This is a genomic window from Clostridium sp. AM25-23AC, from assembly GCF_003435125.1.
GTDB classification, from domain to species: Bacteria; Bacillota; Clostridia; order Lachnospirales; family Lachnospiraceae; genus Pilosibacter; species Pilosibacter fragilis.
Map to the genome: position 1 here is coordinate 119,254 of NZ_QWGI01000006.1, position 26,184 is coordinate 145,437.

The 26,184-nt window shown below is 51.2% G+C and carries 23 protein-coding genes; all 23 read left to right on the forward strand.

What is annotated here, in order from left to right:
• The 23 genes from DW677_RS05600 to rpsI all read left to right on the forward strand — a co-directional run bounded on the left by DW677_RS05600 (position 1) and on the right by rpsI (position 25,991).
• A complete protein-coding gene (locus tag DW677_RS05600) occupies positions 1-1,212 on the forward strand; it encodes a homoserine dehydrogenase (RefSeq protein ID WP_117504193.1) in 1,212 nt (403 codons plus the stop codon).
• Complete coding sequence (locus DW677_RS05605) at positions 1,209-1,550, forward strand: DUF2752 domain-containing protein (RefSeq protein WP_117471657.1); 342 nt, start codon at positions 1,209-1,211, stop codon at positions 1,548-1,550. Before DW677_RS05600 ends, DW677_RS05605 begins: the two co-directional genes overlap by 4 nt.
• A gap of 351 nt (positions 1,551-1,901) precedes the next feature.
• Positions 1,902-2,996, forward strand: a complete 1,095-nt coding sequence (locus DW677_RS05610; RefSeq protein WP_117566641.1) for an S-layer homology domain-containing protein — start codon at positions 1,902-1,904, stop codon at positions 2,994-2,996.
• Between the two features lie 141 nt (positions 2,997-3,137).
• Entirely contained in the window at positions 3,138-5,096 is a 1,959-nt protein-coding gene (locus tag DW677_RS05615) for an efflux RND transporter periplasmic adaptor subunit (protein ID WP_242992113.1), read from the forward strand.
• Between the two features lie 67 nt (positions 5,097-5,163).
• On the forward strand, positions 5,164-5,916 hold the full coding sequence (locus DW677_RS05620; protein ID WP_117566642.1) for an ABC transporter ATP-binding protein: 753 nt from the start codon (positions 5,164-5,166) through the stop codon (positions 5,914-5,916).
• Positions 5,900-7,084 (forward strand): ABC transporter permease, encoded by a 1,185-nt coding sequence (locus tag DW677_RS05625; protein ID WP_117566643.1) that lies wholly within the window; start codon positions 5,900-5,902, stop codon positions 7,082-7,084. Before DW677_RS05620 ends, DW677_RS05625 begins: the two co-directional genes overlap by 17 nt.
• Before the next feature lie 186 nt (positions 7,085-7,270).
• The gene (locus tag DW677_RS05630; RefSeq protein ID WP_117485494.1) at positions 7,271-8,542 is read left to right on the forward strand and encodes an N-acetylmuramoyl-L-alanine amidase family protein; all 1,272 of its coding nucleotides are present in this window, start codon (positions 7,271-7,273) and stop codon (positions 8,540-8,542) included.
• An 88-nt stretch (positions 8,543-8,630) separates the two neighbouring features.
• The gene (locus tag DW677_RS05635; RefSeq protein ID WP_165859940.1) at positions 8,631-9,683 is read left to right on the forward strand and encodes an N-acetylmuramoyl-L-alanine amidase family protein; all 1,053 of its coding nucleotides are present in this window, start codon (positions 8,631-8,633) and stop codon (positions 9,681-9,683) included.
• A gap of 215 nt (positions 9,684-9,898) precedes the next feature.
• Complete coding sequence (locus DW677_RS05640) at positions 9,899-10,753, forward strand: energy-coupling factor transporter ATPase (RefSeq protein ID WP_015553378.1); 855 nt, start codon at positions 9,899-9,901, stop codon at positions 10,751-10,753.
• An 18-nt stretch (positions 10,754-10,771) separates the two neighbouring features.
• On the forward strand, positions 10,772-11,764 hold the full coding sequence (locus DW677_RS05645; RefSeq protein WP_117566644.1) for an energy-coupling factor transporter ATPase: 993 nt from the start codon (positions 10,772-10,774) through the stop codon (positions 11,762-11,764).
• Entirely contained in the window at positions 11,758-12,558 is an 801-nt protein-coding gene (locus tag DW677_RS05650; RefSeq protein ID WP_117566645.1) for an energy-coupling factor transporter transmembrane component T, read from the forward strand. The genes DW677_RS05645 and DW677_RS05650 overlap by 7 nt, the downstream gene beginning before the upstream one ends.
• Before the next feature lie 156 nt (positions 12,559-12,714).
• Entirely contained in the window at positions 12,715-13,749 is a 1,035-nt protein-coding gene (gene truA / locus DW677_RS05655; protein ID WP_117566651.1) for a tRNA pseudouridine(38-40) synthase TruA, read from the forward strand.
• Entirely contained in the window at positions 13,746-15,161 is a 1,416-nt protein-coding gene (locus DW677_RS05660) for a sodium:solute symporter family protein (protein ID WP_117504211.1), read from the forward strand. The genes truA and DW677_RS05660 overlap by 4 nt, the downstream gene beginning before the upstream one ends.
• On the forward strand, positions 15,158-16,498 hold the full coding sequence (locus tag DW677_RS05665) for a HAMP domain-containing sensor histidine kinase (RefSeq protein ID WP_117485506.1): 1,341 nt from the start codon (positions 15,158-15,160) through the stop codon (positions 16,496-16,498). Before DW677_RS05660 ends, DW677_RS05665 begins: the two co-directional genes overlap by 4 nt.
• Positions 16,476-17,831, forward strand: coding sequence for a sigma-54 dependent transcriptional regulator (locus DW677_RS05670; RefSeq protein ID WP_117504213.1), 1,356 nt, complete (start codon positions 16,476-16,478; stop codon positions 17,829-17,831). The genes DW677_RS05665 and DW677_RS05670 overlap by 23 nt, the downstream gene beginning before the upstream one ends.
• Before the next feature lie 224 nt (positions 17,832-18,055).
• Entirely contained in the window at positions 18,056-19,267 is a 1,212-nt protein-coding gene (locus DW677_RS05675; RefSeq protein WP_117566646.1) for an NRAMP family divalent metal transporter, read from the forward strand.
• Positions 19,268-19,355: 88 nt separating this feature from the next.
• Positions 19,356-20,117, forward strand: coding sequence for a 5-oxoprolinase subunit PxpA (locus DW677_RS05680; RefSeq protein WP_015553386.1), 762 nt, complete (start codon positions 19,356-19,358; stop codon positions 20,115-20,117).
• Positions 20,118-20,188: 71 nt separating this feature from the next.
• Positions 20,189-20,920 (forward strand): 5-oxoprolinase subunit PxpB, encoded by a 732-nt coding sequence (pxpB, locus tag DW677_RS05685; RefSeq protein WP_117485512.1) that lies wholly within the window; start codon positions 20,189-20,191, stop codon positions 20,918-20,920.
• On the forward strand, positions 20,920-22,017 hold the full coding sequence (locus tag DW677_RS05690; RefSeq protein ID WP_117566647.1) for a biotin-dependent carboxyltransferase family protein: 1,098 nt from the start codon (positions 20,920-20,922) through the stop codon (positions 22,015-22,017). The genes pxpB and DW677_RS05690 overlap by 1 nt, the downstream gene beginning before the upstream one ends.
• 129 nt (positions 22,018-22,146) lie before the next feature.
• Entirely contained in the window at positions 22,147-22,968 is an 822-nt protein-coding gene (locus DW677_RS05695) for a putative hydro-lyase (RefSeq protein ID WP_117566648.1), read from the forward strand.
• Between the two features lie 639 nt (positions 22,969-23,607).
• The gene (locus tag DW677_RS05700; protein ID WP_117566649.1) at positions 23,608-24,954 is read left to right on the forward strand and encodes an MATE family efflux transporter; all 1,347 of its coding nucleotides are present in this window, start codon (positions 23,608-23,610) and stop codon (positions 24,952-24,954) included.
• Between the two features lie 181 nt (positions 24,955-25,135).
• Positions 25,136-25,570: a 50S ribosomal protein L13 gene (rplM, locus tag DW677_RS05705; protein ID WP_015553390.1), complete on the forward strand. Its 435-nt coding sequence runs from the start codon at positions 25,136-25,138 to the stop codon at positions 25,568-25,570.
• Positions 25,571-25,598: 28 nt separating this feature from the next.
• On the forward strand, positions 25,599-25,991 hold the full coding sequence (gene rpsI, locus DW677_RS05710) for a 30S ribosomal protein S9 (protein WP_021905542.1): 393 nt from the start codon (positions 25,599-25,601) through the stop codon (positions 25,989-25,991).
• Positions 25,992-26,184: the final 193 nt, after the last annotated feature.

The window sequence follows — 26,184 nt, forward strand, 5'->3', positions numbered from 1 at the left end:
ATGAAAGCGGCAATTATGGGATACGGAACCATCGGCTCCGGCGTGTATGAGGTTCTTGATAAGAACTGCAAAAGCGTAGAAAAAAAGGCTGGAGAGCCGATAGAAGTAAAATATATCCTGGATCTCAGGGAGTTTCCGGGAAGTCCTGTGGAGAAGCTTGTGATCCATGATGTGGAACAGATCGTAAATGACCCGGAGATCGGGATCGTTGTGGAGACCATGGGCGGAACAAAACCGGCCTACGAGTTTGTAAGGCGCTGCCTGCTCGCGGGAAAGCATGTGGTGACTTCCAATAAGGCACTGGTTGCGGCCAATGGGACAGAACTGATCCGGATCGCCGCGGAAAAGAACATCAGCTTCTTGTTTGAGGCGAGTGTCGGCGGCGGTATTCCGATCATCCGCCCGCTTGTGGAGTGTCTCGGCGGTGAGGAGATTTTAGAAATCTCCGGTATCTTAAACGGAACCACAAACTACATCCTCACAAAGATGAATGAGGAGGGATGGAGCTTCGAGGAGGCGTTAAAGCGCGCTCAGGAATTGGGCTACGCGGAGCGCAACCCGGAGACGGATATTGAAGGATATGACACCTGCAGAAAGATCGCGATCCTGACTGCGGTCGCAACGGGAAAAGAAGTAAACTACGAGGAGATCCCGACCCAGGGAATCACAAAAATCACTTCCATGGATTCCAGCTACGCGGCACATATGGGTGCGGCGATCAAGCTCTTCGGAACCAGCGTGAATAAAGATGGAAAGATCTATCTGGAGGTCGCGCCGGTCCTCGTGGACGCGAAGGACCCGCTGTATGCGGTGACAGATGTGTTCAACGGAATCCTCGTTGTGGGGAATATGCTGGGCGCGTCCATGTTCTATGGAAGCGGAGCAGGGAAACTGCCGACAGCCAGCGCCGTTGTCGGGGATATGATCTCCGCAGTCCGTTTCGGCGATGAGCCGGAGAAGATCGGCTGGAGCAGCGAGAAGCTTGAGGTACATCCGGCGGCTGAGCTTTCCAGAAAGTACTTTGCACGGTTTGAGGGTTCTGAGAGAGCAAAGAAAGAGGCCGTTGCGGCAGCTTTCGGTGACGTGAAATTTGTGACACTGGAAGGAACAGATGAGTTCGCGGTTCTGACCGGTGAGATGACAGGGGGAGAGTTCGACTCGGCAGCAGCAAAGGTCGGTGGACTGCGCCAGAAGATCGCAGCCAGATTATGATCCCGACATGGTTCCGGATGCCATGCCTGTTTCAGATGATGACCGGGCTTTACTGTCCGGGATGCGGGGGAACGAGAGCCGTCCGGGCACTCCTTTCAGGGCATCCGGTACTAAGCTTTCTGTACCATCCGGTGGTGCCGTATATGGCATCGGTAGCTGTGTGGGCTGCGGCTTCCTGGATCCTGTATTTTGCCACGGGAAACAGGAGATTCCGACCGGAGTTGGATGACCGGATCGCTTACGCAGCGGCGGGGATCGTGATCTTAAATTTTATCATAAAAAACGGACTTCTGGTGTTCGCCGGGATCGATGTGATCGGGCGGCTGCCGGGGGTGTGAGAATAGGGAGAAGACCTGGAGCGGGTACCGAAAGTGGTATCTGTTCTGGGTCTTTTTTGTTTCATGCCACAATTTTGCCGCAGATATGCCCTGTTTTGTGTGACATCCTTCACAGTTTGAACACAGGTCGAACACAGAGGAATCACAAGTTTCTGATAGAGTTTATTGCAGAAACGTAATAAACAGTAAGAAAAATGCAAGGAACCAGGAGTATATGTACTTTAAAAGTACAAAGATCCCGTGATGACGAGTGTACGCAGCAGTCAATGGAAATCAGGCAATGGATCTGGAAAGAGATGACCTGCAGGGGCTGATGATCTGGCGGTCAAGGCGGATGAAAGGAGAACGGAAATGAGAAGAGGAAAGATAATAGCGGTCAGTCTGACGGTCTGTGCGGTGGGGGCCGGAATGACGGTGAACGCTTACGCGGCCAGCACCACATTTGAAATGAGGAAGAAAGCGGTGAGCCTGCTTGGAATTATAACGACGAGTAATTACCAGGCGAATGTGACGAGAGGTGAATTTGCGGAACTCCTCGTAAAGGCATCGGACTACAAGGAGGCGGCAAACGCGGCGGGAACCGTATCTGTATTCGCGGATGTCTCCTCAAAATCCCAGTATTCTGCGGCGATCCGCACGGCGGCGACGAACTCCTGGATGTCCGGTTATCTCGGCGGAAACTTTAAGCCGGACGAGGGAGTTACGATGCGGGATGCCATCAAGGCAGTCCTGGGAGTCTTAGGATACACAAACGAGGATTTCTCCGGAAGTCTTCAGGAGAGCCGCCTTGCGAAGTTCAAGTCCCTGTCCCTGGATTCTGGGATCTATCGTGATCTTGACGAGGTCCTCACGAGGGAAGACTGCATCAACCTGTTCTATAACCTGATGAAGGCGAAGACAAAAGAAGGAAACCAGTATGGCAGCAAGGTATTTGACCTGACCTACAATTCCGACGGCGAGATCAACACATCCTCGATCCTGGATAACAGTTTAAAGGGACCGAAGATCTTAGACAATGACAGCCGGAACTTAAAGAGTCTTGTTCCGTTTTCCCTGAAAGACGCTACCATGTTTTTAAACGGCGAGATGTCCGATGAGAGCGAGATCAACGATTACGCCACCGTGATCTATTACCACGAGGAGACAAAGATGATCTTCGCCTATTCCAACGGCGGCGAGAACAAAGGCGCCACGGAGGGCCGGATCAAGGCGATCTACTACGATTCCAGTGACCCGTTCACACCGGTGAAGGTGGTCTTAAACACCGATTACCAGGACAACGGCGGTGAGGGCGATGAGTTCCAGATCAGCGGGTCAGAGCTCCAGTATCTGTTCTCCGTCTACGGAGAGTTTGAGGTGGGTGACAAGATCGCAATCGTGTGGGAGAAGAGTGGAAGCGACGAGAATGCGACTTATACGGTTGTAGATGTTGTCGGAGATTATTGATTAGTTACGAATATACATATAATACATGAAATAGAAATACCGCAGAAGGAATGCGGGTAGAGAAAATTAAGGCAAGGAAATTCAGATCTGGAACATAGTTAAGAGAAGCGGAAGATTTCAATAGACAGGAAAGGAACGAGTATGGAGAACGAAAAGGTGGCCGCAGAGAAGAAACGGAAAAAACGGAAAGGAAAAAGCGGAAGGATCGTGATCGTGCTTATAGTGGTTCTGGCAGCGCTGCTTGGCGGATTTTTCCTCTATAAGAAAAAGACCTCGAGCCAGAAAAGTCAGGGTGACCAGTCCGTGTCAACGGCGACAGTGAAGCGGACGGACATCAGTTCAGAGCTCACGGCGTCCAGCTCCCTGTCACCGAAGGACACCTACGAGGTGACATCCCTGGTGGAAGGCGAGGTCATCGAGGCGAACTTTGAGGAGGGCGACGTGGTGGAAAAAGGCCAGATCCTCTACCGGATCGACGCGTCTTCCATGGACTCTGACCTGAGCTCCGCAGAGACAAGTCTCCAGCGCGCGAAGGAGAGTGCCCAGACGGCACAGTCCGATTACGCCGAGGAGATAGCGCGGATCGCCGGAAATACATACCGCTCCACAGCGTCCGGATATATCAAGACTCTCTATATCAAAGAGGGCGATAAGGTAAATAATGGAACGAAGATCGCGGATCTCTATGATGACTCTGTTATGAAGATCACAGTCCCGTTCCTCTCAGGCGAGGCGGCGGAGATCAACGTAGGTGACGAGGCGGCAGTGACTTTGGAGGACATCGGCGAGCAGATCTCCGGAACCGTCACGGTTGTCAGCAGCATGGAGGAGACACTCTCCGGAGGACGTCTCGTGAAGAACGTGACGGTCGAGGTATCAAACCCAGGCGGACTCACGACAGACACCGCGGCATCCGTGACCGTTGACGGATTTGTCTGCAGCGCCGAGGGAACATTCGCCGCGAAGACGGAGACGACCCTGAGCGTGGAAATCTCCGGAAACAAGAGCCTTGAGATCGAGAACCTTCTGATTCATGAAGGTTCTTATGTGGAGAAAAACTCCGAGCTGTTCCAGGTGACCACAAAGACGGCGGAAGAGTATTTAAAGGAATTCAAGGATGCAGTGGAGAGCGCAGATGACAACCTGGAAAACGCGGAGAACAAACTGAGCAATACCCAGGACAGCGTGGATGACTACACGATCACAGCGCCGATCTCGGGGACAGTGATCACGAAAAACGCGAAGGTTGGGGATAAGATCTCCAAGAGCTCCAGCGGAACGACCACCATGGCGGTGATCTATGACTTGTCCACCATGACACTGGAGATGTCCGTGGATGAACTCGATGTCTCAAGCATCAAGGTCGGCCAGTCTGTGGAGATCACGGCGGATGCGGTGGAAGGCGAGACATTCACAGGAACCGTCACAAATGTGAGTCTGCAGAGCAGCTACTCCAACGGTGTCACAAACTATCCGGTGACAGTGACTCTGGATGATACGGGAAGTCTTCTTCCGGGCATGAACGTGGATGCGAAGATCATTCTCGACAGCTCTGAGAATGCTCTGGTGATCCCGGCCAGCGCGCTGATGCGTGGAAACAGAGTGTATGTGAAGAAGAGTTCGGACAGCACAGAAAATGCTGATACACAGAGAAATGACAGTTCAGATAATGTGGGTGACGCAGATTCAGAGAGAAAGAACCATGGAGATGGAACTCTGAATGCAGATCCAGTGGATAGACAGCCGGATGCAGGCGCAGAGGCAAGTGGCAGTTCCAAAGGTTCCGGTACGGATAATTCCAGCTCTAAGAGCAACGGCTCCGGAAAATCCGGCAGCAGCAACGTCCCGGACGGCTTTGAGGTGGTCCAGGTGACAACTGGAATCATCAACGACGATTATGTGGAGATCCTTTCCGGCCTCTCTGAGGGGGACGAGGTCTACATTTCCTCCGATTCCGGAAGCTCGACGCAGACCGATCAGATGCAGATGGGCGGCATGGGCGGTCCTGGCGGTGATATGGGCGGAGGCGCACCGGGCGGTCCTGACGGAAACGGAGGTCCTGGCGGCAGCAACGGTGGCAGCGGACGAAGATCCCAGTAGTGTATAGGAGATAAATTGTATAGAAAAGACTGAATTCTCAATACAAATAGATACCGCAGAAGAGCCGATGAAACAGGAAGAGGCAGTTTCAAAAGTTCATGAGAAGTTGGAAAAGCAGGAACCTCTGATAGAGCTGCGCAATATCTACAAGATCTACTACATGGGCGACGAGGAAGTCCACGCCAACGACGGCATCAGCCTTTCCATCAACAAAGGCGAGTTCGTCGCCATCGTCGGCAAATCCGGAAGCGGAAAATCAACCCTGATGAACATCATCGGAGCCCTGGATGTCCCGACGGAGGGCGAATATTTCCTCGGCGGCGAGGACGTGGCGGATATGTCCGACAACGAGCTGGCGGAGATCAGAAACCGCATGATCGGCTTTATCTTCCAGCAGTATAACCTGCTTCCAAAGTTAAATCTCTTAGAGAACGTGGAACTCCCGCTCCTTTACGCCGGTTACGACAAGAAAGAACGGCGGGAGCGGGCCATGAATTCCTTAAAAAAGGTCGGTCTCGACGAAAAATGGAAGAATCTTCCGAACCAGCTCTCCGGCGGCCAGCAGCAGCGAGTCTCCATCGCGCGGGCTCTCGCAGGAGATCCGTCCTTAATCCTGGCGGATGAGCCCACGGGTGCCCTGGACTCCAGGACAGGCCGGGAGGTGCTTGATTTTTTAAAGAAACTCAATGAAGAAGGAAACACGATCGTCATGATCACCCACGACAGCTTCATTGCCCTGGAGGCGAAGCGGGTGGTGCGGATCCATGACGGAAAGATCAATTTCGACGGGGATGTGAAAAAGTATGCTGCAATCATTTAAAATGGCGTTAAAAAGTATCTGGGGCAATAAATTGAGGTCCTTTCTGACGATGCTCGGCATCATCATTGGAGTCGCGTCGGTGATCATCCTGGTCAGCATCGTCAACGGCTATATGTCCTACATGGTGGAGAGCTTTTCTTCCATGGGCGTCAATCAGATCACGGTCCAGTACAAGGCGGTGGCATCCAGAAGTATTGATGTGAACGAATTTTATAAGTTCTACGAGGAACATTCAGACCTCTACGAGAACATGTCCCCGAACGTGTCCGTCAGCGTCACGGTAAAACATGACTCTGACACCATGGATTCCACCAGTGTCGGCGGCTACAGTGAGGATTATCTCGCAATCAAGGACTACGATATCGAGTATGGCAGAAATCTCCAGTACTCCGACATGGAGGCGAGACGAAAAGTCGCGGTCATCGGCGCCTACGTGGCGGAGGAGCTCTACGGCGGCTCCCAGAACGCCGTGGGCGAGACGGTCAAGTTAAACGGTGACAGCTACACCATCGTAGGCGTTGTGGAACGGCAGACGGAGAGCAGCTCTGAGTTCGATGACGGATGTATGGATGACTTTGTGTGGATCCCGTATTCCAGAGCTGTGAAGATGGCGAGAAATGCTGTGATCAACAACTATATCTTCACATCGCGGGACATCAACGACACGGAAACATGTACGACAGAACTTAAAAATTTTCTCTATGAAAAGATGAAGAGCGAAAACCTCTACACGGTGACAGCAATGAGCTCCCTTCTCGATTCCTTAAATGAGCAGATTGCCATGATGAGCATGATGCTGGGCGGTATCGCGGGTATCTCCTTGTTAGTTGCAGGCGTCGGTGTCATGAACATCATGCTGGTGTCCGTGACAGAGAGAACCAGGGAGATCGGCATCAGGAAGGCCCTCGGCGCAAAGAAGAGCGTGATCATGTTGCAGTTCGTCATCGAGGCGCTGGTCACAAGCTCCATCGGCGGAATCATCGGAATCATGATCGGAGCCTTAGCAAGTACGGGAATCGGTGCCCTCATGGGAATCGACGCGCCGCCAACCATGACAGCAGTTGTGATCTCGTTTAGCGTTTCTGTTGCCATCGGACTGATCTTTGGTTACATGCCGGCGAGCCGGGCGGCGAAGCTGAATCCGATCGACGCACTGAGGACAGACTAAAACTACACAGAAAATGACAGGATCAACGGTAAATATGGAAAATGGAAGAATAATAGGAAAATGCAGATTCTAAGCCTCAAACTGCCACGGATTTGCCGCTAAAAGACAGAATATCGTAAGTTGACGGGAGATATTGTCCAACCTTATAATATAGTTAAAGAAAGATACTTGAGGGGAGGCAATCCTATGGCAGAAAGAAAATGGAAAAAAATAAGTACATGGATGGCCGCATGGGTCATGGCGGTCGTGTTTGCGGTATCCGGGGCGCAGACAGCGTTTGCGGCGACCAGTTATGTGAATAGTGTCAGCATCACGCTGGATGTGACACCGACGGTGGGGGAATCCCTGCCGGATCTTGATGTGGGATACAATTCTGATAACTGCGAGGTATCGATCCCGAACAACGATAAATATGATATCGTATCCGCAAAGTGGTCTTCCACAAAGAACGACGTGAAGATCGGCGGAACCTACACCATGAAAGTTACTTTAAAGACTTTAAATGACTATAGGTTCAGCAGCAGCTCCTACACTTCCTCAAAGGTAAAGGTAAAGAACGGAACTTTTGTCAGCGCTTCGAGAACATCTTCCGACCGTCTGGTGGTTACCGTAAAGACAAAACCGGCAAAGGGCGATCTTGACGCGCCGGGCGAGGCATACTGGCAGACCACAAAGTCCGGAAGCTCCGATCTCGGACTCGCGAAGTGGGAGGCCGTTGAGGACGCGTCCTACGAGGTGTACCTCTACCGCGGCAGCAAGAACGTCTACAAGAGCGGCGAGATCCACACCAGCAGCTGTGATCTCTTTCCGTATATGAGCTCCAAGGGAACCTACACCTTTAAGGTGCGCGCGCTCCCGTCAAACGATGAGGTATCCAAGTACGCGTCAAAGAGCGACTGGACCATATCCGATGAGGTCTATATCGATGAGAATGACGCGGCGAGAGCGGCAAAGAAAAAGCCGTCAAGCGGCAACAACAGCAGCACAAATAATTCCGGAAATTCCCAGCAGGCCCCGTCAAATGTGAATGTGGTCGGCTGGATCCTCGACGGAAACCGCTGGTATTATCGTTACCCGGACGGAACTTATTTAAAGAACGGCTGGGGATTTATCGGAAATATCTGGTACTTATTTGACGCAAACGGAATGATGCTCACCGGCTGGCAGATGAAGAACGGCGTTTATTACTACATGAACGGTGACGGAAAGATGCAGACGGGCTGGCTTCTCTACAACAATACCTGGTATTATCTCTCCGAGAGCGGAGCTATGGTGACCGGCTGGATAACGCTGGGTGATAAGGCTTATTACCTCGGCGGCGACGGCGGAATGCTCACAGGATGGCAGAACATCGACGGACAGATCTACTACCTGTATCCGGATGGACATAAGGCGGTCAATGAAGTGATCGATACCTTCTATGTAGATCAGGACGGTATCTGGAGAAAACCGCAGTAAAGATCTGAACCTGCAGGGCATGCGGTTATGCGGTGAAAATCGTCGGAATATTTTCCAGCAGACTGAAAATACAGGAAAGGAGCACCTTATGAGACAGAAAACTTTTGGAAAATGGCTTGCGGCAGCAGGAATTCTGATGGCGATGACGATATGGATGGTTCTTCCTGCACTGGCTGCGCCGACGGTGAATTCTATAAGGATCACCTTTAAAGACAAGTATGAAGATCCCGGCGTGATCGAGGAGCCGGAGATCAGCTGCGGCAGCTACGGGATCGAGATCACATCCGTGGAGTGGAGCAAGGATGTAGAAAAATGGAATCCTGGAACGAAAGTGACGGCAACGCTGATTCTTTCCTCCAGCGGAAGAGAGTTCTCCTCCAGCTACGGTTCAAAGTCCTGCCAGATCTCCGGTGCGACGTTGAGTAAGGCAGTGAAAGTGGATGATGACCTGAAGGTCACAGTCACTTACTACCCGGTAGTCTGGCTGGAAACTCCGGATGAAGCCGGATGGAGCGCTTCGAATCATATGAAAGCGGTCTGGAAGAAAGTCGATTACGCGACGGGATATCAGATCCGCCTGTACCGGGATGACTATTATCTCCGGACTATCGATGCGACGGGAACCAGCAAGGACCTCTCCGAGTATATGGGAAGAGAGGGAAACTACTATTACGAGATCCGCGCGGTGGGAAAGACAACGAACGATGCGAAGTACCGCAAGAGCAGCGAGTATATCGTCTCCTCCGACCGCTACCTGGATGACCTGGGTGACACGGAGGGCAGCTGGAAGAATTACGCGGATGGAAAGAAATATGTGGACGAGAATGGTCAGATCGTGACCTCCCAGTGGTACCGGATCCTTGGAACCTGGTATTATTTCGACGAGAACGGATACATGGTGACGGGATGGAGACTGGTCAATAATAAGTGGTATTACCTCGAAAGTGACGGAAAGATGGTGACCGGCTGGAAGCAGGTTGGCGGTGTCTGGTACTACATGGATGCCGACGGAGCGATGGCAACAGGCTGGCGTCAGACTGCACCGGGACAGTGGTATTACCTGAACGCGAACGGAGTGATGGCAGCGTCCACTGTGATCGACGGATATACGTTGGATGCATCGGGGCTCTGGGTAAGTTAGAAAGGAATGATGGGCGGCATGTCATGGGAGAAATCCTGTGGCATGCCGTTTTCACATATCTGAAAAGGTAAGCTCCTGGAACCATGCGAAAACACTTGACTTACTATGAGATATCAACTAAAATTTAGAAACGTGTAAACATTTGTCGCGGCAGCCTGAAGGTGTATGCGGCGCCGCAGTCACTTGAAGTTTATGAAAAACGAGAAAGGATTTCTATGGGAATCATTAAAGCAGTGAACCTGATCTTTGACTATATCAGGCACGATGAAGAGGAAGACAAGGATGAGGTCAGCCATGCGTTAAAGGGCGTCTCTCTGGACATCAAGGAAGGCGATTTCGTAGCGATTTTAGGACACAACGGATCCGGAAAATCCACATTCGCGAAGCTGATGAACGGAATCCTGCTTCCAACGGATGGAACCGTCTATATTTCTAAAATGAGGACGGACGACGAGGAGCATCTCTGGGATGTACGAAAGACGGCGGGAATGGTATTCCAGAACCCGGATAACCAGATCATCGGAAACGTGGTGGAAGAGGACGTTGGATTCGGACCGGAGAACATGGGAGTTCCGACGGAGGAAATCTGGGCGCGGGTCGACAAGAGCCTTGAGGCGGTGGGTATGACAGCGTACAGACTTCAGTCTCCGAATAAGCTTTCCGGCGGACAGAAACAGCGCGTGGCCATCGCAGGCGTTATGGCGATGAAGCCCCGGTGTATCGTTCTGGACGAGCCGACAGCGATGTTAGACCCGAACGGACGCCGCGAGGTCATTAAAACGGTTCATGAACTGAACCGTCAGGAAGGGATCACGGTAGTTCTGATCACCCACTATATGGAAGAGGTCATTGACGCAGACCGCGTGGTCGTTATCGACGGTGGACATGTCGTGATGGACGGAACCCCGAAAGAGGTCTTTTCCAGAGTCAAGGAACTGAAAAAATACAGCCTCGATGTGCCGCAGGTAACGGAACTGGCAGATGAATTAAAGGAAGCCGGAATGGATCTTCCTTATGGAATTCTTTCCATCGACGAGCTTGTGGATGAACTTGTTCCGCTCTTAAAATAGTGGAGAAATGGTGGAAATATGGCAATCGAAATTAAACACTTGAATCATATATACGGGCAGGGAACGATCTTTGAGCAGTATGCCTTAAAGGATGTAAATCTTACGATCCATGATGGCGAGTTTATCGGCCTCATCGGTCATACCGGATCCGGAAAATCAACCCTGACCCAGCATTTAAACGGACTTTTAAAGGCAACGAGCGGAGATATCCTTTATAACGGAGAGAGTATTTATAAAGAGGGATATTCCATGAAAGAGCTCCGCAGCCATGTGGGGCTGGTTTTCCAGTATCCGGAGCACCAGCTGTTTGAGGTGGACGTATTCTCAGATGTCTGCTTTGGACCGAAGAATCTGGGACTCCCGAAGGAGGAGATCGAGAAGCGCGCGAAAGAGGCGCTGGACATGGTGGGACTCGATGAGAGCTTTTATAAGCAGTCCCCCTTCGACCTCTCCGGCGGACAGAAGCGTCGAGTGGCTATCGCGGGTGTTCTCGCAATGAAACCGGAGGTCCTGATCTTAGATGAGCCGACAGCCGGTCTCGACCCGAAAGGACGCGACGACATTTTAGGACTCGTACAAAAGCTCCATAACGAGCAGGGGTTGACGATCATTCTCGTCTCCCACAGCATGGAGGATGTGGCGCGATATGTGTCCCGTCTTGTGGTCATGAACCACGGCGAGAAGGTCTTCGACGGAACTCCGAAGGAGGTATTCCGCCATTATAAAGAGCTGGAAGCCATCGGCCTTGCGGCACCGCAGATCACCTATGTGGTGCACAAGCTGATCGACAAGGGGATCCCGCTGGATCCGGATATCACGACGGTGGAAGAGGCGAAGAATGCAATCCTTAAGATCTGGCGCGAAAAGTATGGAAAAAGTTCCGGAAATGCAGCGCAGGTAAGCGCAGCCGGAGCGGATTCCGAGAACGCAGGTCATGGGAACGCCGCCGGAATAGCCTCTGGGAATGCGGACATCACAGAAAAGACAGCCGGGGAGGAAAAGACATGTTAAGAGATATCACACTTGGACAGTACTACCCGGTTGATTCCCTGCTTCACAGGCTGGATCCGAGAACAAAATTATTTGGAACTCTTGTATACATCGTAACCTTATTTATCGCGGACAACCTTTGGGCATACGTTGCGGCGACGATCTTTCTGATCACTGCCATCAAGCTCTCCAATGTCCCGGTAAAATTCATGGTGCGCGGCTTAAAATCCATCGTGTTCCTGCTTCTCATCAGCGTCAGCTTCAACCTGTTCCTGACGCCGGGTACCCCGATCTTTAAGATCGGTTTCCTGCAGATGACCTGGGAAGGTCTCCGGTTTGCGGCATTTATGGCGATCCGTCTTGTTTACCTCGTTATGGGATCCACGATCCTGACGCTCACAACGACGCCGAACCAGCTGACAGACGGTCTGGAAAAGAGCCTTGGCTTTTTAAAGAAGGTCGGCGTTCCGGTCCACGAGGTGTCCATGATGATGTCCATTGCGCTCCGGTTTATCCCGATCCTGATCGAGGAGACAGATAAGATCATGAAAGCGCAGATGGCGAGAGGCGCTGATTTCGAGAGCGGAAACCTGATCCAGAAGGCGAAATCCATGGTACCGCTTCTTGTACCACTTTTCGTATCCGCATTCCGCCGTGCCACGGACCTCGCGATGGCCATGGAGGCGAGATGCTACCGCGGCGGCGAGGGCAGAACAAAGATGAAACCGCTTAAGTACGCGAAGAGGGACCGTATGGTTTATGGGGCGTATCTGGTGTATTTTGCGGCGGCGATCGTGCTGAAGGTTTTGCTGTAGAAGATGATTAACTCCGGTTTCGATGAAAAGCAGCGCTAAAGCCCGGATATGACGGGGAACAGCACCGCGTGGAAAATGGTCGAAATCGGGAACTTGATATTCAGAGAAATAGAATTGCCCGGATTTTCCGGACAGCAGAAGGAAAACAATAAAGCTATGAGACGAATCAAACTGACGGTTGCCTACGACGGCACCGCATACAAGGGCTGGCAGCTCCAGCCCAACGGCGTTACCATAGAGGAGATGTTAAATAAGGCTCTTTCGGATCTTCTGAAAGAGCCTGTCTGCGTCATTGGGGCAAGCCGGACTGACTCCGGCGTCCATGCAAGAGGAAACGTGGCGGTCTTCGACACGGAGAGCCGGATCCCGGGAGATAAATTCTGTTACGCGGTAAACCGCGGACTCCCGGAGGATATCCGTGTGGTGAAGTCCGAGGAAGTTCCCCTGGACTGGCATCCGAGAAAGCAGAACTGCGTAAAGACCTACGAGTATCAGATCTTAAACTGTAAGATCGAGATCCCGACGCGACGCCTCTACGCCCATTTCTGCTATTACCCGTTAAACGTGGAAAAGATGAATGAGGCGGCAAAATATCTCATCGGGGAACATGATTTCATCAGCTTCTGCGCCGCAAACCACCAGGCGGAGGAGACGGTCCGGACGATCTACGGGGCCGAGGTGAAAAAGAATGATGAGGACATCGTAACGATCCGCCTTTGCGGCAGCGGATTCCTCTACAACATGGTGCGGATCATAGCAGGAACACTCTTAAAAGTCGGAACCGGCGAGTGGGAGCCGGAACATGTGAAAGAGGTACTGGAGGCAAGAAACCGCAAAGAGGCGGGACAGACTGCTCCGGCGAAGGGCCTGACACTTGTGGGAATCGAGTATGAGAGGGAGATCCCAAAGGAGATCACCTCGAGAAATGAACATTGGGACGCTGTTCTGGACCAGAGTAAACTGGAATCCGACGGAATCTCCTGCGTCCGGATCAGGTTCTCCGAACCGGAGGAACTCCCCCGACTGATCCGCCGTATGGTGCACCAGGCATACCGGAATGGGGCGAAGGAAGTGTTTGTGACGGTACCGGATGGGTATGAGGTGTCTGAGACGGAAAGCTATGGGTATTACCGACTCCGCAGGCTGGATGACGGCAGCTACGGAACGGAGTATACGGGGAGGACGCTATGAACCGGGTACTGATCCAGCTGATCTATTTTGTGATCTATTCCGTTGTGTTCCTGATCATCGGAAAGCTCTCTTTTTCGGAAAGTGATTCTCTCTCCAAGTTTTTCGTCGGTGAGAGAAAGAATGACGAAAAACGCCTGTTTTTCACATTTGTCGGAACCTGGGTCTCCGCGGCGACGATTCTGGGATTTACGGGAAATGTATATCACAGCGGACTCTCCGTCATTGCGTCGTCAGTCATCCCGTGGTTTATCGGCGCAGGTCTCCTGTATCTGATGACGGACCGGCTTTACGAGAATGATGTCCTGTCGATCCCACAGCTGATCGGAAAAAAGCATCATTCAAAATTTCTGCAGACAGTATCGGCTATTTTTATGATCTGCGGCTATATTTTCTATCTGATGATCCAGATCAAGGGATTTGGCATCGCGGTATCCAGCCTGCTGAATATCAATTACAAGGTGGCTGTCTTTCTTGTTTATCTCTTTATCCTCTATTCGAGCTTTGGCGGCTTTAACTCCGTCACGAAGTCGGACTGCCTGAATCTGATCATGCTTTCTGTGAGCATCGGAGTTCTGTATCTGATTATTGTAAAAAACGTTCCGGGACATTGGTTTTTGACAGATCAGACGGTGCATGAACTCATAAAGAGCAAGGGCGTCTTCGAAAAGCAGGCAGCGGAGATTGGAATCTTCGTATATATCTCTATGTTCTTCGGCTGGGGAATGGGACTGGCGTCGAATCCCCAGTATATGGTCAGGATCCTGGCGGCGAAGGATAAAAAAACCGCAAAACATATGATCCTGCATGCACTGATATTCCTGTGCGTGCTGTACTTTGCACTGACCCAGATCGGTCTTGGACTGCGGATCCTCTTTCCGCAGCTGAAAAATTACTGCTCCGCGGATGACGTATTTATCTATGCAGTGGTCAATCTCATGAACACACCGTTCAGCGGTTTCTTCCTGATCAGCGTGATCGGCGCCTGTGTCTCAACGGCGAACTCCCAGCTTCACCTGATCGGCTGCATGCTGTCCTACGATGTGGCTGCCCAGCTCACAAAAAAGAAGATGTCGGAGGAGCAGATTCTCACCCTGGCGCGGGTATGTATCTTCATGGGAGGCACGGCTGCACTGATCTTATCCGTAAATCCGCCGAAGGACATGCTGTCCTTCGGGGCGGATATCTGGGGATTATTCTCGGCGGCGCTTGCCCCTCTGATCTACGGGGGACTGTACTGGAAACGGAGAACGAAAGCCGGGGCGGTGGGAGCGTTCTTTACGGGACTTATCTGCTCTGTCCTGTTCTGGAAAATGGATCTCCGGATATACTGGGCATTTCCGGCAACACTGTGCGCGGCGGCAGTCTATGTTGTGATCCCGATGTTTGAGAAGAAAAGAGGGGCAGAAGAATGAGCGGAAAGAAAAAACAGCTGTTTCGATCATGGTTCTGCAGGATCGAGCATGAGGTCATGCTGCCGTTCATCATGGTAGGGATCCTGGTCATCTGTGCATTCTGCGCTATTTCGGTGTGTAATGGATATACAGAAAAGCTTAAGGACAGAAAAGAGTACGCGAGGACTGCGATCCGCAGCATGGAGGCGGATATCTACTATCTGCATGGAAAACTGAGTGAAGAGGAGATCCGGCAGAAGTATAAGTTCTATCATGATCCGGCGGTGCGGATCCTGGCTGCCGACGGCACGATCATCACGGGGGACGAGGAGATTCCGGACGGAAATATGGAACTCCTGTACGCGGACAGTGGAAATTCCCTGGGTTGGCGTCTGGAATACTGGATGGATAAAAAGTCATTTGAGAGCGCGATCCTGGAAGAACAGAATTACGTCATTGTGGGCGCTGTGGCCAGTCTCCTGATCATCGTACAGGTCAGCGTGTTCCTCGCCTGGAGTATCACAAAACCGATCCGCAGCATGAGCGCGGCGTGTAAAAGGCTCGATGAGAACAAGGACGGGTTCCGGGAGTACCGTTTCCTGGAAACAGCGAGAAAGGACGAGATCGGCCAGCTGGCGAGAACCTTTGAGAATCTTCTGAAAAACCTTGATAACTACACGAAAATGGAGTATACGAGCCGGATGTCATCGGCACTGGCCCATGAGATCAAAAATCCGCTGGCAGGGATCCGGTCCGGGATCCAGGTCCTTGGTGGGCGGGCAGTGAAGGAGAATGAAAAGCTTCTCTGCGACAGCATGCTCCATGAGATCGACCGGGTGACCGGGCTGATCAATGACCTGTTTACGCTGTCGGTGAAGAAGGAAAACCACAGACATGTTTTTCAGGCGGATGTGCTGCTGCGGGAGGTGGCATCCATCTATGCGAAGGAGTGCGAACAGCAGAATGTCGCGTTCAAGACAGACTGCGCGGCGTGTGAAGTGTTTGCCGATGAGAATGAAATGCGCCAGATGCTGTACAATCTTCTGACGAACAGCATGCGGGCGGTCAGCCGGGACGGCACGGGGAAGATCCGTCTCTCAGTGTCTTCCGACGGAGGCATGACTACATTCTGCGTCTCCGATAACGGAAAAGGAATGAATGAAGAGGAACTGAAACGCGCAAAAGAACCGTTCTACACGAAGAGCATTAACGGCGTCGGTCTCGGTCTGGCGATCGTAAACCGGCTGATCGGGCAGAACCACGGCAAAATGGAAATGGAAAGCGCTCCGGGCTGCGGAACGACGGTGCGCCTGATTTTTGAAAGCAGGGATGAACATGAAAAAGATACTGATCGTTGATGACGAATTTCTGATCCGGTTTACGCTGGAGGAAGGACTGAAGGACCGGGGATACGAGACCCAGTCGGCGGAAACGGTGAAGGACGCTCTCGAGAAGATGAAAACGTTCCACCCGCAGGTGATCCTCCTGGATAACCGCCTGCAGGACAGCCTCGGGATCGACGAGATCTCCACGTTCCGTTCCGCCGATGAGGAGGTCCAGGTGATCCTGATGACGGCGTACGGCTCTGTCGCCCAGGCGGTGGAGGCGACGAAGCGCGGCGCTTACGACTATATTTTAAAGCCCTTTGATATTGACGAGATCGACCGGATCGCCAGCCGCTGCATTGGCCAGATGCAGGACCGGGAATCCCTGGAGTTCCTAAAGGGAAAAACGCAGGAATTTATCGGAGTCAGCGACGCCGCGATGCGGATCCGGCGCCACATCGAACTTCTCGGAAAGAATTCCTCAGTGAATGTTCTGATCCGGGGCGAGACCGGAACCGGAAAAGAGGTTGCAGCGTCCCTGATCCATGCCTGCAGCGACCGGCGGGACCACCTGATGGTCCGCATCAACTGCGGCGCAATTCCGGAACATCTGATGGAGAGCGAGCTCTTTGGCTATGAGCGGGGGGCCTTTGCGGGCGCGATGAAGACGAAGAAAGGCCTGATCGAGCTGGCAGCAGGCGGAACCGTGTTCTTGGATGAGATCGGGGAACTTCCGCTGTCCATGCAGACAAAGATCCTAACGTTCCTGGACCATAAGAAGTTCAAGCGTGTGGGTGGTCTGGAGGACATCGAAGCGGATGCCCGGGTGATCGCGGCGACAAACCGGAATCTGGAACATGCCGTAAAGCAGGGGGAATTCCGGGAAGACCTTTTCTACCGGATCAATGTCATGGAACTTGTGATCCCGCCGTTACGGGACCGGAGAGAGGATATTCCGGCACTCTGCGATTATTACCTGAAATATTATAACGGCATGTTTGGAAAGAATATCACCCATGTGGATCCTGATTTTATGCGGGAGCTGCTTTTGTATGACTGGAAAGGGAATGTTCGGGAACTGAAAAATATTTTTGAGCGCTGCTTCTTATTCTGTCAGGGGGACGTGCTTGAAAAACATGTGGAATTAAAACGGGTGGACTGGAAAGATGATACCCGGACAGGAGAGCCGTTTGCGCTAAAGGATCTTCGGAAAGGACCGATCAGTCTCGATCAGGAGGTTTCCATGCTGGAGCAGATCTACATGGACCAGGCACTGAAGCTCTGCGGAAACAACGTGACAAAAGCGGCGGCCCTTTTGGGAATCACGAGATTCTCCATGAAGAGAAGACTTGATAAGGAAGACTGAAATCTTACGGCCCGCACGGTAAGGGGCAGACCTGCTGAACAATTGAAAACGTGCAAAAATTCACATCGTGCGAAATCGCTCGCTAAAACTGAGCGGATTCGCACGATTTTTTTGAAAATTTCAAAAAGATTTTCAAAAACCGAAAAATATAGTTGAATATCACTAAAAAATCAGATAAAATCAAGGCATCAGTTGTAGAAAAGATACGAAAGGGGTACTCATTTATGGGGGAAAAGAAAAAACACAGCAACATGACGACCTTGATGGGAGCTGCGTTCCTGATGGCGACATCCGCGATCGGACCGGGCTTCCTGACACAGACTTCTACATTTACGGCTCAGTATAAAAGCATTTTCGCGCTTGTGATCGTCTGTACGATCCTGCTGGATGTGACGACACAGTTAAATATCTGGTCGGTGATCGGTGTGTCCGGCATGCGCGGACAGGATATTGCAAATAAAGTCCTTCCGGGACTCGGGTATTTTATCGCATTCATGGTTGCGCTTGGCGGTCTGGCATTCAACATCGGAAATGTCGGAGGCGGCGCCCTGGGACTCAACGTATTGTTCGGAATTCCGACGACGGTTGGAACCTTTATCGCGGGAATCATCGGAATCCTGATCTTCCTCTCCAAGGACGCGAAGACCAGCATGGATAAGCTGACAAAATACCTTGGAAGTATCATGATCATCGTAGTTCTCTATGTGGCGATCAAATCCAAACCTCCGGTAGGGGACGCTGTGAGCAGTATTTTCCACCCGGGCGATGTGGGTGCCCTTGTCCTTCCGCTCATCACGCTTCTCGGAGGAAGCTGCGGCGGATATATCACATTCTCCGGTGCGCACCGTCTTCTTGACGCCGGATATTCCGGAAAGAAAGATCTTCCGCATGTACGCCAGTCCGTTTTAATGGGTGTCAGCGTTTCCGGAATCATGAGAATCCTGCTGTTCCTTGCGGTTCTCGGTGTCGTGACAGCAAATCCAGATGTGACACTTGACGCTTCAAACCCGGCAGCAGACGCGTTCCGTCTCGGAGCGGGCGTGATCGGATATAAGATCTTTGGTCTTGTCCTTTTCTTCGCCGCTACAACATCCGTCATCGGCGCGGCTTATACATCGGTTTCATTTTTAAAAACTCTTCATCCGTTTATCATGAAGAACGAAAAGTGGTTCGTGATCGGATTTATCACAGCCTCCACACTGATCATGGCGATCCTCGGAAAACCGGCAGCGCTCCTTGTACTTGCAGGCGCTTTAAATGGACTGATCCTTCCGCTGACCCTCTTAACGATCCTTCTCGCAAGCAGAAACAAGAAGATCGTTGGAGATGATTACAAGCACCCGACGATCCTCATCGTTTTAGGTGTATGCGTGGTACTGCTCACAGGATTCTCCGGAATCAAAGCTCTTCCGGGAATCTTAAAGATGTTCGGTTAATTATATATTGAGATTGTGACGCAAGTCGTTTAAAATAGTAGATAGGAAATTTAGAAAATACCGGCAGGGAAAGCAAGGAGGAAATATTATGTACCGTGTAGATTTAAACAGTGACCTTGGAGAAAGCTTTGGAAATTATACGATCGGAATGGATGAGGAGATCTTAAAGTACGTCTCATCCGCAAACGTGGCATGTGGCTGGCACGCAGGTGACGCGATGGTGATGGAAAAGACCGTTGCTCTGGCGAAAGAGTTCGGAACAGCCGTCGGCGCACACCCGGGATTCCCGGACCTTGTGGGATTCGGACGCCGCAATATGGCAGTGACGCCGGATGAAGCGAAAGCTTATGTCCGCTACCAGCTGGGCGCTCTCATGGCGTTCTGTACCGCCCACGGCGTAAAGATCCAGCATGTAAAACCGCACGGCGCTCTTTACAATATGGCAGCTGTTGACGAGAAGTTAGCCATCGCGATGTGTGAGGCAGTTTATGAGGTAGATAAGGACATCATCTTCATGGGCCTTGCAGGTTCCAAGATGATCACGGCAGCAGAAAAAGTCGGTCTCCGCGCTGCAAGTGAGGTCTTCGCTGACCGCGCTTACAACGATGACGGAACTCTCGTATCAAGAAAGCTTCCGGGTGCAGTGATCAAGGACAAAGACCTCGCGATCAAACGTGTGATCCGTATGGTAAAAGAAGGAAAAGTCGAGTCCATCAACGGAAACGATATCGCGATCAAGGCAGACTCTATCTGCGTTCACGGAGATAACCCAAAGGCATTGGAGTTCGTAAAGAATATCCGTGAGACACTGATCGCGGAAGGCGTCGAGATTAAAAATTTAAGTTTATAGGAAAAAGAGTGCAGCTGTTTGACATCTCATAAATGTCAAACAGCCGCAAATGTATAGAGAGGAGACTCGCTGTGGGAAATGTAAGATATCTGGTTTCCGGTGACTGTGCAGTTACCGTGGAATTTGGAAATGAGATCAGTCCGGAGATCAACCGGAAGATCCGCGCATTCAAGATCGCGTTAGAGAAAGAACAGATTGAGGGAATCGTCGAGACCGTACCGACTTATCGTTCCCTTCTCGTTGTATACAAGCCGGAAGTGATCCGGTTCTCAGCGTTGACAGAAAAGTTTGAGAAGATCCTGTCCTCCATGGGCAGCATCCAGATCCCGCCGCCAACAGTGATCGAGATTCCGGTGCTTTATGGCGGAGAAATGGGACCGGATCTTGCGAATGTGGCAGAGCATAACGGACTTACGGAAGAGGAAGTCGTAAAGATCCACTCCTCCGAAGAGTACCTGATCTACATGCTGGGATTTATCGCGGGATTCCCGTATCTCGGCGGCATGGACAAGCGTATCGCGACTCCGCGTTTGAAGAGTCCGCGCGTAAAGATCGAGGGCGGCTCCGTGGGAATCGCCGGAGAGCAGACTGGAATCTATCCGGTGGCATCCCCGGGAGGCTGGCAGCTCATCGGAAGAACTCCGTTAAAGCTGTATGATTCCGAGCGGGAAAAACCGGTACTCCTGGAGTCCGGACAGTATATCAAATTCCGCCCGGTGACGGAAGAAGAGTACAAAGCCATCGAAAAACAGGTGGAGAACGATACATATCAGTATGTAGTATATGATAAGGAGGCGGAGTGATGGGCATTCAGATCATAAACGGCGGATTCCTGACAACGATTCAGGATATGGGACGTTACGGATATCAGGAGACTGGAATGTCCGTATCTGGTGTCATGGATACCAGGGCAGCGTCACTCGCCAATATCCTTGTTGGAAATGATACGAACGAGGCGGTCATCGAGATCACGATGATGGGCCCGACGATGAAATTTACAGAAGATGAGATCATCGCGGTGACAGGCGGCGACCTCGGGGCAAAGATCGACGGAAAACCGGTGGAGAGATACCGTGCGGTCCTGGTAAAAGCGGGCCAGACGTTGAGCTTCATGGGCATGTACGGCGGAAGCCGTGCGTATATCGCTTTTGCGGGCGGACTTAATATCTCGGTCGTTATGGGAAGCAGATCCACGAACCTGAAATCAAAAGTCGGCGGATACGAGGGAAGAAAATTAGGAACCGGCGATGAGATCGCTTTCCGCGCTCCCGCATCCTGGCTTCCGAATATGTCCGGGCGTGTATATGAACTTCCGTCCTACGGGGCAAAGGAATGGACCCTCAGAGTCGTTATGGGACCGCAGGACGACTGTTTTACAGATAAGGGAATCAACACCTTCTTAAACAGCACCTACACGATCTCCAACGAGTATGACCGCATGGGCTGCCGCATGGAAGGCGATGTGATCGAGCATAAAAACGGCGGCGACATCATCACCGACGGCATCAGCTTCGGCGCTGTCCAGGTTCCGTCCCACGGAAATCCTATCGTCATGATGGCGGACCACCAGACCACAGGCGGCTACACAAAGATCGCCAACGTGATCTCTGTGGACCTTCCGGTGCTTGCCCAGTGCATGCCGGGAATGAAGATCCATTTTGAGAAAGTCACGGTGGATGAGGCGCAGGATCTCTATTGTAAGGAAAAAGAAGAGTTTGACGCGCTTGCGAAGAGACTGAATACCCCGGTGGAACCGGCGGATGATGAGCAGGCGGTGGCGATCGCAGCGGCATCCGAGGCGAACAAGACCGCATGGGTAAAGGCGGGAACCTATAAGATCTCCGTAAATGGAAAAGAGTTTCTTGTGGAGCTTGAAAAAGAGGTTGTGAGATTCCGGTAAAAAATATGGGGATGCAGACCGGAAAATGACCTGATCGGCGAAGCGTTTCAGCAGAATGGGTCGCGGGAAACAGGAAACTTAAGATGCCGGAAACGAAAAGAACGGCATAGGAGAAAGGGGTAACGTAAAATGGGAGATTACAGAACGACAAGACCGGAAGAGATCTGGAAAAAGATCCGTGACGGCGAGATCACAGAACCGACGGCCGGAATGTGCGGGGGATACGCACAGGCAAACCTTGTGATCCTGCCGAAAAAATATGCGGAGGATTTTAAAAAGTTTGCGGAGCGCAATCCGAAACCGTGTCCAATCCTCGAGATCATGGACGGCTCCCCGCTGGTCCATGATATGGGCGAGGGAGCGAATATCGTCACCGATATTCCGCGGTACTTTATCTATAAAAACGGCGTGAAGGTCGATGAAGTGACAGATGCTTCCGAATACTGGCAGGATGATTTCGTTGGTTTTCTTATCGGCTGCAGCTTCTCCTTTGAGGAGGCGCTCTTGCAGGCAGGAATTGATGTGCGTCATATCTCCATGGGAAGAAACGTGCCGATGTACAAGACGAACATCGAATGCGAGAAAGCCGGTGTGTTTGAAGGTCCGCTTGTATGCAGCATGCGCCCGATGACGCCTGAGGACGCAAAGAAGGCAGCAGAGATCACAGAAAAATTCCCGAATGTCCACGGTGGTCCTGTCCATATGGGAGATCCGGCTGAGATTGGCATCAAGGATATCGACCACCCGGACTATGGAGATCCAGTGGAGATCCGCGAGGGCGAGATACCGGTATTCTGGGCCTGCGGCGTGACCCCACAGGCCGCCGTTGAGCGGGCGAAGCCGCCGATCGTCATCACCCATGCTCCGGGTCATATGTTTATCACGAATGTGAAGAACGCGGAGTTGAATGACTATCTGGAGAAAAAGAAACAAGATACGAAATCGCTGTGAAACAGAAGGAATCGCGGCATCGCAGATGCGAGATGATCTGTCAGCATCGGACACGGCAGATTTTTCCGGACAGATGCGGAAGTGAGATGTTCGGGCCCTTGAGAGTGAGAGGTTCGGGTCACCGAGCCTTCGGGCTCCGTATAGTTGACAGAATCCGAAATCTATGTTATTCTACCAGACGTTAAAACTCGTGTGGATTTTTAGAGAAGAACTTTTTTCGCCACACAATCACCTAAAAGCTTTATGGGTGGTTGTGTGGTTTTTTTATGTAACAGGAAATTCCAAGGAATTCCCTGTTACATAAAAAGGCACTGACGTGCCAAAGATGCGCACTCGCGCGAAGATGTAGACTGTCGCAAGCGACCGCGCGAGGCGCGAGAATGTGCCAAGGCACATCCTTTTTTATATGAATGTTTATATAAAGATAAGATTACGTGCTCTTTAGTCACACTTATTTGTGCTTGAAAAGGCGGACTACACATATAAATATTCGGTCATCCGGCAAGCCGGACAGCCCACTCACCTCCCCGTGATTTGTAGTATACCGAGTTCCCTGCAAGAAGAATTATAAAGAAAAAATAGGCTCAGGGGAACATTTTCATAACGTTTTGTGCCTGAGCGAAAGGAATGGATATAAATATGAATGAAACTTTCATGAAGGAGAAGCCGGTCTTTCCGCTTCTCCTGGGAATGGGAATGCCCATGGTCCTGTCTATGCTGGTGAATTCTCTTTATAATATAGTAGACAGTTATTTTGTTGCCAGGATCAGTGAGAATGCCATGGAAGCATTGTCTCTGGTATTTCCGATCCAGAACTTCATCAATGCCATGGCAATCGGTTTCGGCGTGGGAATCAACGCTCTGATCGCCACAGCGAGAGGTGCCGGAAAAGAGAATGAAGCGCGCCGGGCTGCGACTCAAGGTGTTGTCCTGTCTGTGCTCCACGGGATCATCCTTTCTGTGATCTGCATCGTCATCATGCCAGGATTCCTTGGGATGTTCACAGGCGATCAGGAGGTCGTCCGGTACGGTGTGCGTTACGCATCCGTTGCATTCCTGTTTTCACCAATCATCATGGCAGGATTAGCCTTCGAGAAGATCTTTCAGGCAGTGGGGCGGATGAAGGTCTCCATGATCGCCCTGCTCGGCGGCTGCATCACAAACATTATCCTGGATCCGATTTTAATCTTTGGACTGGCATTCTTTCCGGAAATGGGAATCTCCGGAGCGGCGATCGCCACAGGTGTGGGGCAGCTTATTTCGCTCATGGTTTACCTTGCCTTCTATTTTAAAGGACCGGTTCCGGTAAAGCTGGAAGCAAGGTATAAGGTTCCAGGTGGAAATACGATGAAGAAGCTCTACGGGATCGGGATCCCGGCAATCCTTAATCTGGCGCTGCCCTCCGTCATGATTTTTGTGTTAAACGGTCTGCTGGCGCAGTATTCCAGAAGCTATGTGGTCATTCTGGGAATCTACTATAAACTGCAGACTTTCCTCTATTTCCCGGCCAGCGGCATTATCCAGGGGATGCGCCCGGTGATCGGCTACAATTTCGGTGCCGGAGAGCGGGAGAGGGTTGCAAAGATCTACAAGACAACGCTTGCCATGACCGGTGTGATCATGGCGGCGGGTACACTGCTCTGTCTTACAATCGCCAACACGCTGATCGGAGCCTTTACGGACAATGCGGAGACTATCATAGCGGGCGGCACCGCTCTCCGGATCATCAGCGCCGGATTTATCGTCTCCACGGTGTCTGTCACAGCATCAGGCGCCCTCGAGGGAATCGGCATGGGCGTCCAGTCCCTGGTGATCTCATTGCTTCGCTACATCGTGGTCATCCTTCCATCCGCTTTTATTTTATGTCATTTGTTTGGCGGCGGAGCAGTCTGGAATGCGTTCTGGATCACGGAGTTTTCGGCAGCAGTTGTGGCTGAGATCGTATATCGGGGAACGATAAAGAGGACCATGCCAAAACCACGATAAAATATAGGTTTTTCGGAAAAATTTAATCGAAATTTTGAAGAAAAACGGTTGACACACCCGGCCATGTATAATATAATGTATAACTGTGACATCGGTTGAAAATGCTGTAGCCAAAGCCCCGGAGACAGTATTTTACGATAAAGGAACATTGATTGATTTAGTACAAACAGGAGGTCAACCCATGAAGAGCTTTATGGCTAGTCCAGCAACAATTGAGAGAAAATGGTACGTAGTTGACGCTACAGGATATACATTAGGTCGTCTGACATCAGAAGTAGCAAAGATCTTAAGAGGAAAGAACAAACCGATCTACACTCCGCACATCGACTGCGGCGATTACGTGATCGTAACAAACGCTTCCAAGATCAAAGTTACAGGTAAGAAGTTAGACCAGAAGATCTACTACAGCCACTCCGACTATGTAGGCGGAATGAAAGAGACAACTTTAAGAGAAATGCTCGAGAAGAAGCCGGAGAAGGTTATCGAGTTAGCAGTTAAGGGAATGCTCCCGAAGGGACCTTTAGGAAGAAGCATGATCACAAAACTTCACGTTTACGCTGGCCCGGATCACGAGCAGGCAGCACAGAAGCCGGAAGTTTTAGAAATCAAATTTTAATTAGAGGTCTGAAAGGAGGAAATTCATAATGGCTAGCACAAAATATTACGGAACAGGCAGAAGAAAAAAATCTATCGCAAGAGTATATCTTGTACCGGGAACAGGTAAGATCACAATCAATAAGAGAGATATCGATGAGTATCTTGGTCTTGAGACATTAAAGCTCATCGTTCGTCAGCCGTTAGCAGCAACAGAGACAGCTGATAAGTTCGACGTTATCGTTAACGTTCGCGGCGGCGGAGTTTCCGGACAGGCAGGCGCTATCCGTCATGGTATCTCCAGAGCTCTGCTTCACGCAGACATCGAGTACCGTCCGGTATTAAAGAAAGCTGGTTTCTTAACAAGAGATCCGCGTATGAAAGAAAGAAAGAAATACGGTCTCAAAGCAGCTCGTCGCGCTCCGCAGTTCAGCAAGCGATAATCGACTGCTCAGACTATATCAAAATGGTTCAAAAAGCCCGGAAAATCAAGGTTTTCCGGGCTTTTGCTATATCTAAACGGGCTGATATGGTTTGACCAAATTTGGCAAAACGAGAGCCGATTTCATCCAATTTTTAGTGGTCCGCAAGTGGTTAACTGGCCAAAAAGAGGGCGAAAAGAGGGGGAAGTGGTTC

Excerpts from the sequence above, each read along its gene's own strand:
- DW677_RS05600 (WP_117504193.1), top strand. The coding sequence starts at position 1 with ATGAAAGCGGCAATTATGGGATACGGAACCATCGGCTCCGGCGTGTAT.
- DW677_RS05605 (WP_117471657.1), top strand. The coding sequence starts at position 1,209 with ATGATCCCGACATGGTTCCGGATGCCATGCCTGTTTCAGATGATGACC.
- DW677_RS05610 (WP_117566641.1), top strand. The coding sequence starts at position 1,902 with ATGAGAAGAGGAAAGATAATAGCGGTCAGTCTGACGGTCTGTGCGGTG.
- DW677_RS05615 (WP_242992113.1), top strand. The coding sequence starts at position 3,138 with ATGGAGAACGAAAAGGTGGCCGCAGAGAAGAAACGGAAAAAACGGAAA.
- DW677_RS05620 (WP_117566642.1), top strand. The coding sequence starts at position 5,164 with ATGAAACAGGAAGAGGCAGTTTCAAAAGTTCATGAGAAGTTGGAAAAG.
- DW677_RS05625 (WP_117566643.1), top strand. The coding sequence starts at position 5,900 with ATGCTGCAATCATTTAAAATGGCGTTAAAAAGTATCTGGGGCAATAAA.
- DW677_RS05630 (WP_117485494.1), top strand. The coding sequence starts at position 7,271 with ATGGCAGAAAGAAAATGGAAAAAAATAAGTACATGGATGGCCGCATGG.
- DW677_RS05635 (WP_165859940.1), top strand. The coding sequence starts at position 8,631 with ATGAGACAGAAAACTTTTGGAAAATGGCTTGCGGCAGCAGGAATTCTG.
- DW677_RS05640 (WP_015553378.1), top strand. The coding sequence starts at position 9,899 with ATGGGAATCATTAAAGCAGTGAACCTGATCTTTGACTATATCAGGCAC.
- DW677_RS05645 (WP_117566644.1), top strand. The coding sequence starts at position 10,772 with ATGGCAATCGAAATTAAACACTTGAATCATATATACGGGCAGGGAACG.
- DW677_RS05650 (WP_117566645.1), top strand. The coding sequence starts at position 11,758 with ATGTTAAGAGATATCACACTTGGACAGTACTACCCGGTTGATTCCCTG.
- truA (WP_117566651.1), top strand. The coding sequence starts at position 12,715 with ATGAGACGAATCAAACTGACGGTTGCCTACGACGGCACCGCATACAAG.
- DW677_RS05660 (WP_117504211.1), top strand. The coding sequence starts at position 13,746 with ATGAACCGGGTACTGATCCAGCTGATCTATTTTGTGATCTATTCCGTT.
- DW677_RS05665 (WP_117485506.1), top strand. The coding sequence starts at position 15,158 with ATGAGCGGAAAGAAAAAACAGCTGTTTCGATCATGGTTCTGCAGGATC.
- DW677_RS05670 (WP_117504213.1), top strand. The coding sequence starts at position 16,476 with ATGAAAAAGATACTGATCGTTGATGACGAATTTCTGATCCGGTTTACG.
- DW677_RS05675 (WP_117566646.1), top strand. The coding sequence starts at position 18,056 with ATGGGGGAAAAGAAAAAACACAGCAACATGACGACCTTGATGGGAGCT.
- DW677_RS05680 (WP_015553386.1), top strand. The coding sequence starts at position 19,356 with ATGTACCGTGTAGATTTAAACAGTGACCTTGGAGAAAGCTTTGGAAAT.
- DW677_RS05690 (WP_117566647.1), top strand. The coding sequence starts at position 20,920 with ATGGGCATTCAGATCATAAACGGCGGATTCCTGACAACGATTCAGGAT.
- DW677_RS05695 (WP_117566648.1), top strand. The coding sequence starts at position 22,147 with ATGGGAGATTACAGAACGACAAGACCGGAAGAGATCTGGAAAAAGATC.
- DW677_RS05700 (WP_117566649.1), top strand. The coding sequence starts at position 23,608 with ATGAATGAAACTTTCATGAAGGAGAAGCCGGTCTTTCCGCTTCTCCTG.
- rplM (WP_015553390.1), top strand. The coding sequence starts at position 25,136 with ATGAAGAGCTTTATGGCTAGTCCAGCAACAATTGAGAGAAAATGGTAC.
- rpsI (WP_021905542.1), top strand. The coding sequence starts at position 25,599 with ATGGCTAGCACAAAATATTACGGAACAGGCAGAAGAAAAAAATCTATC.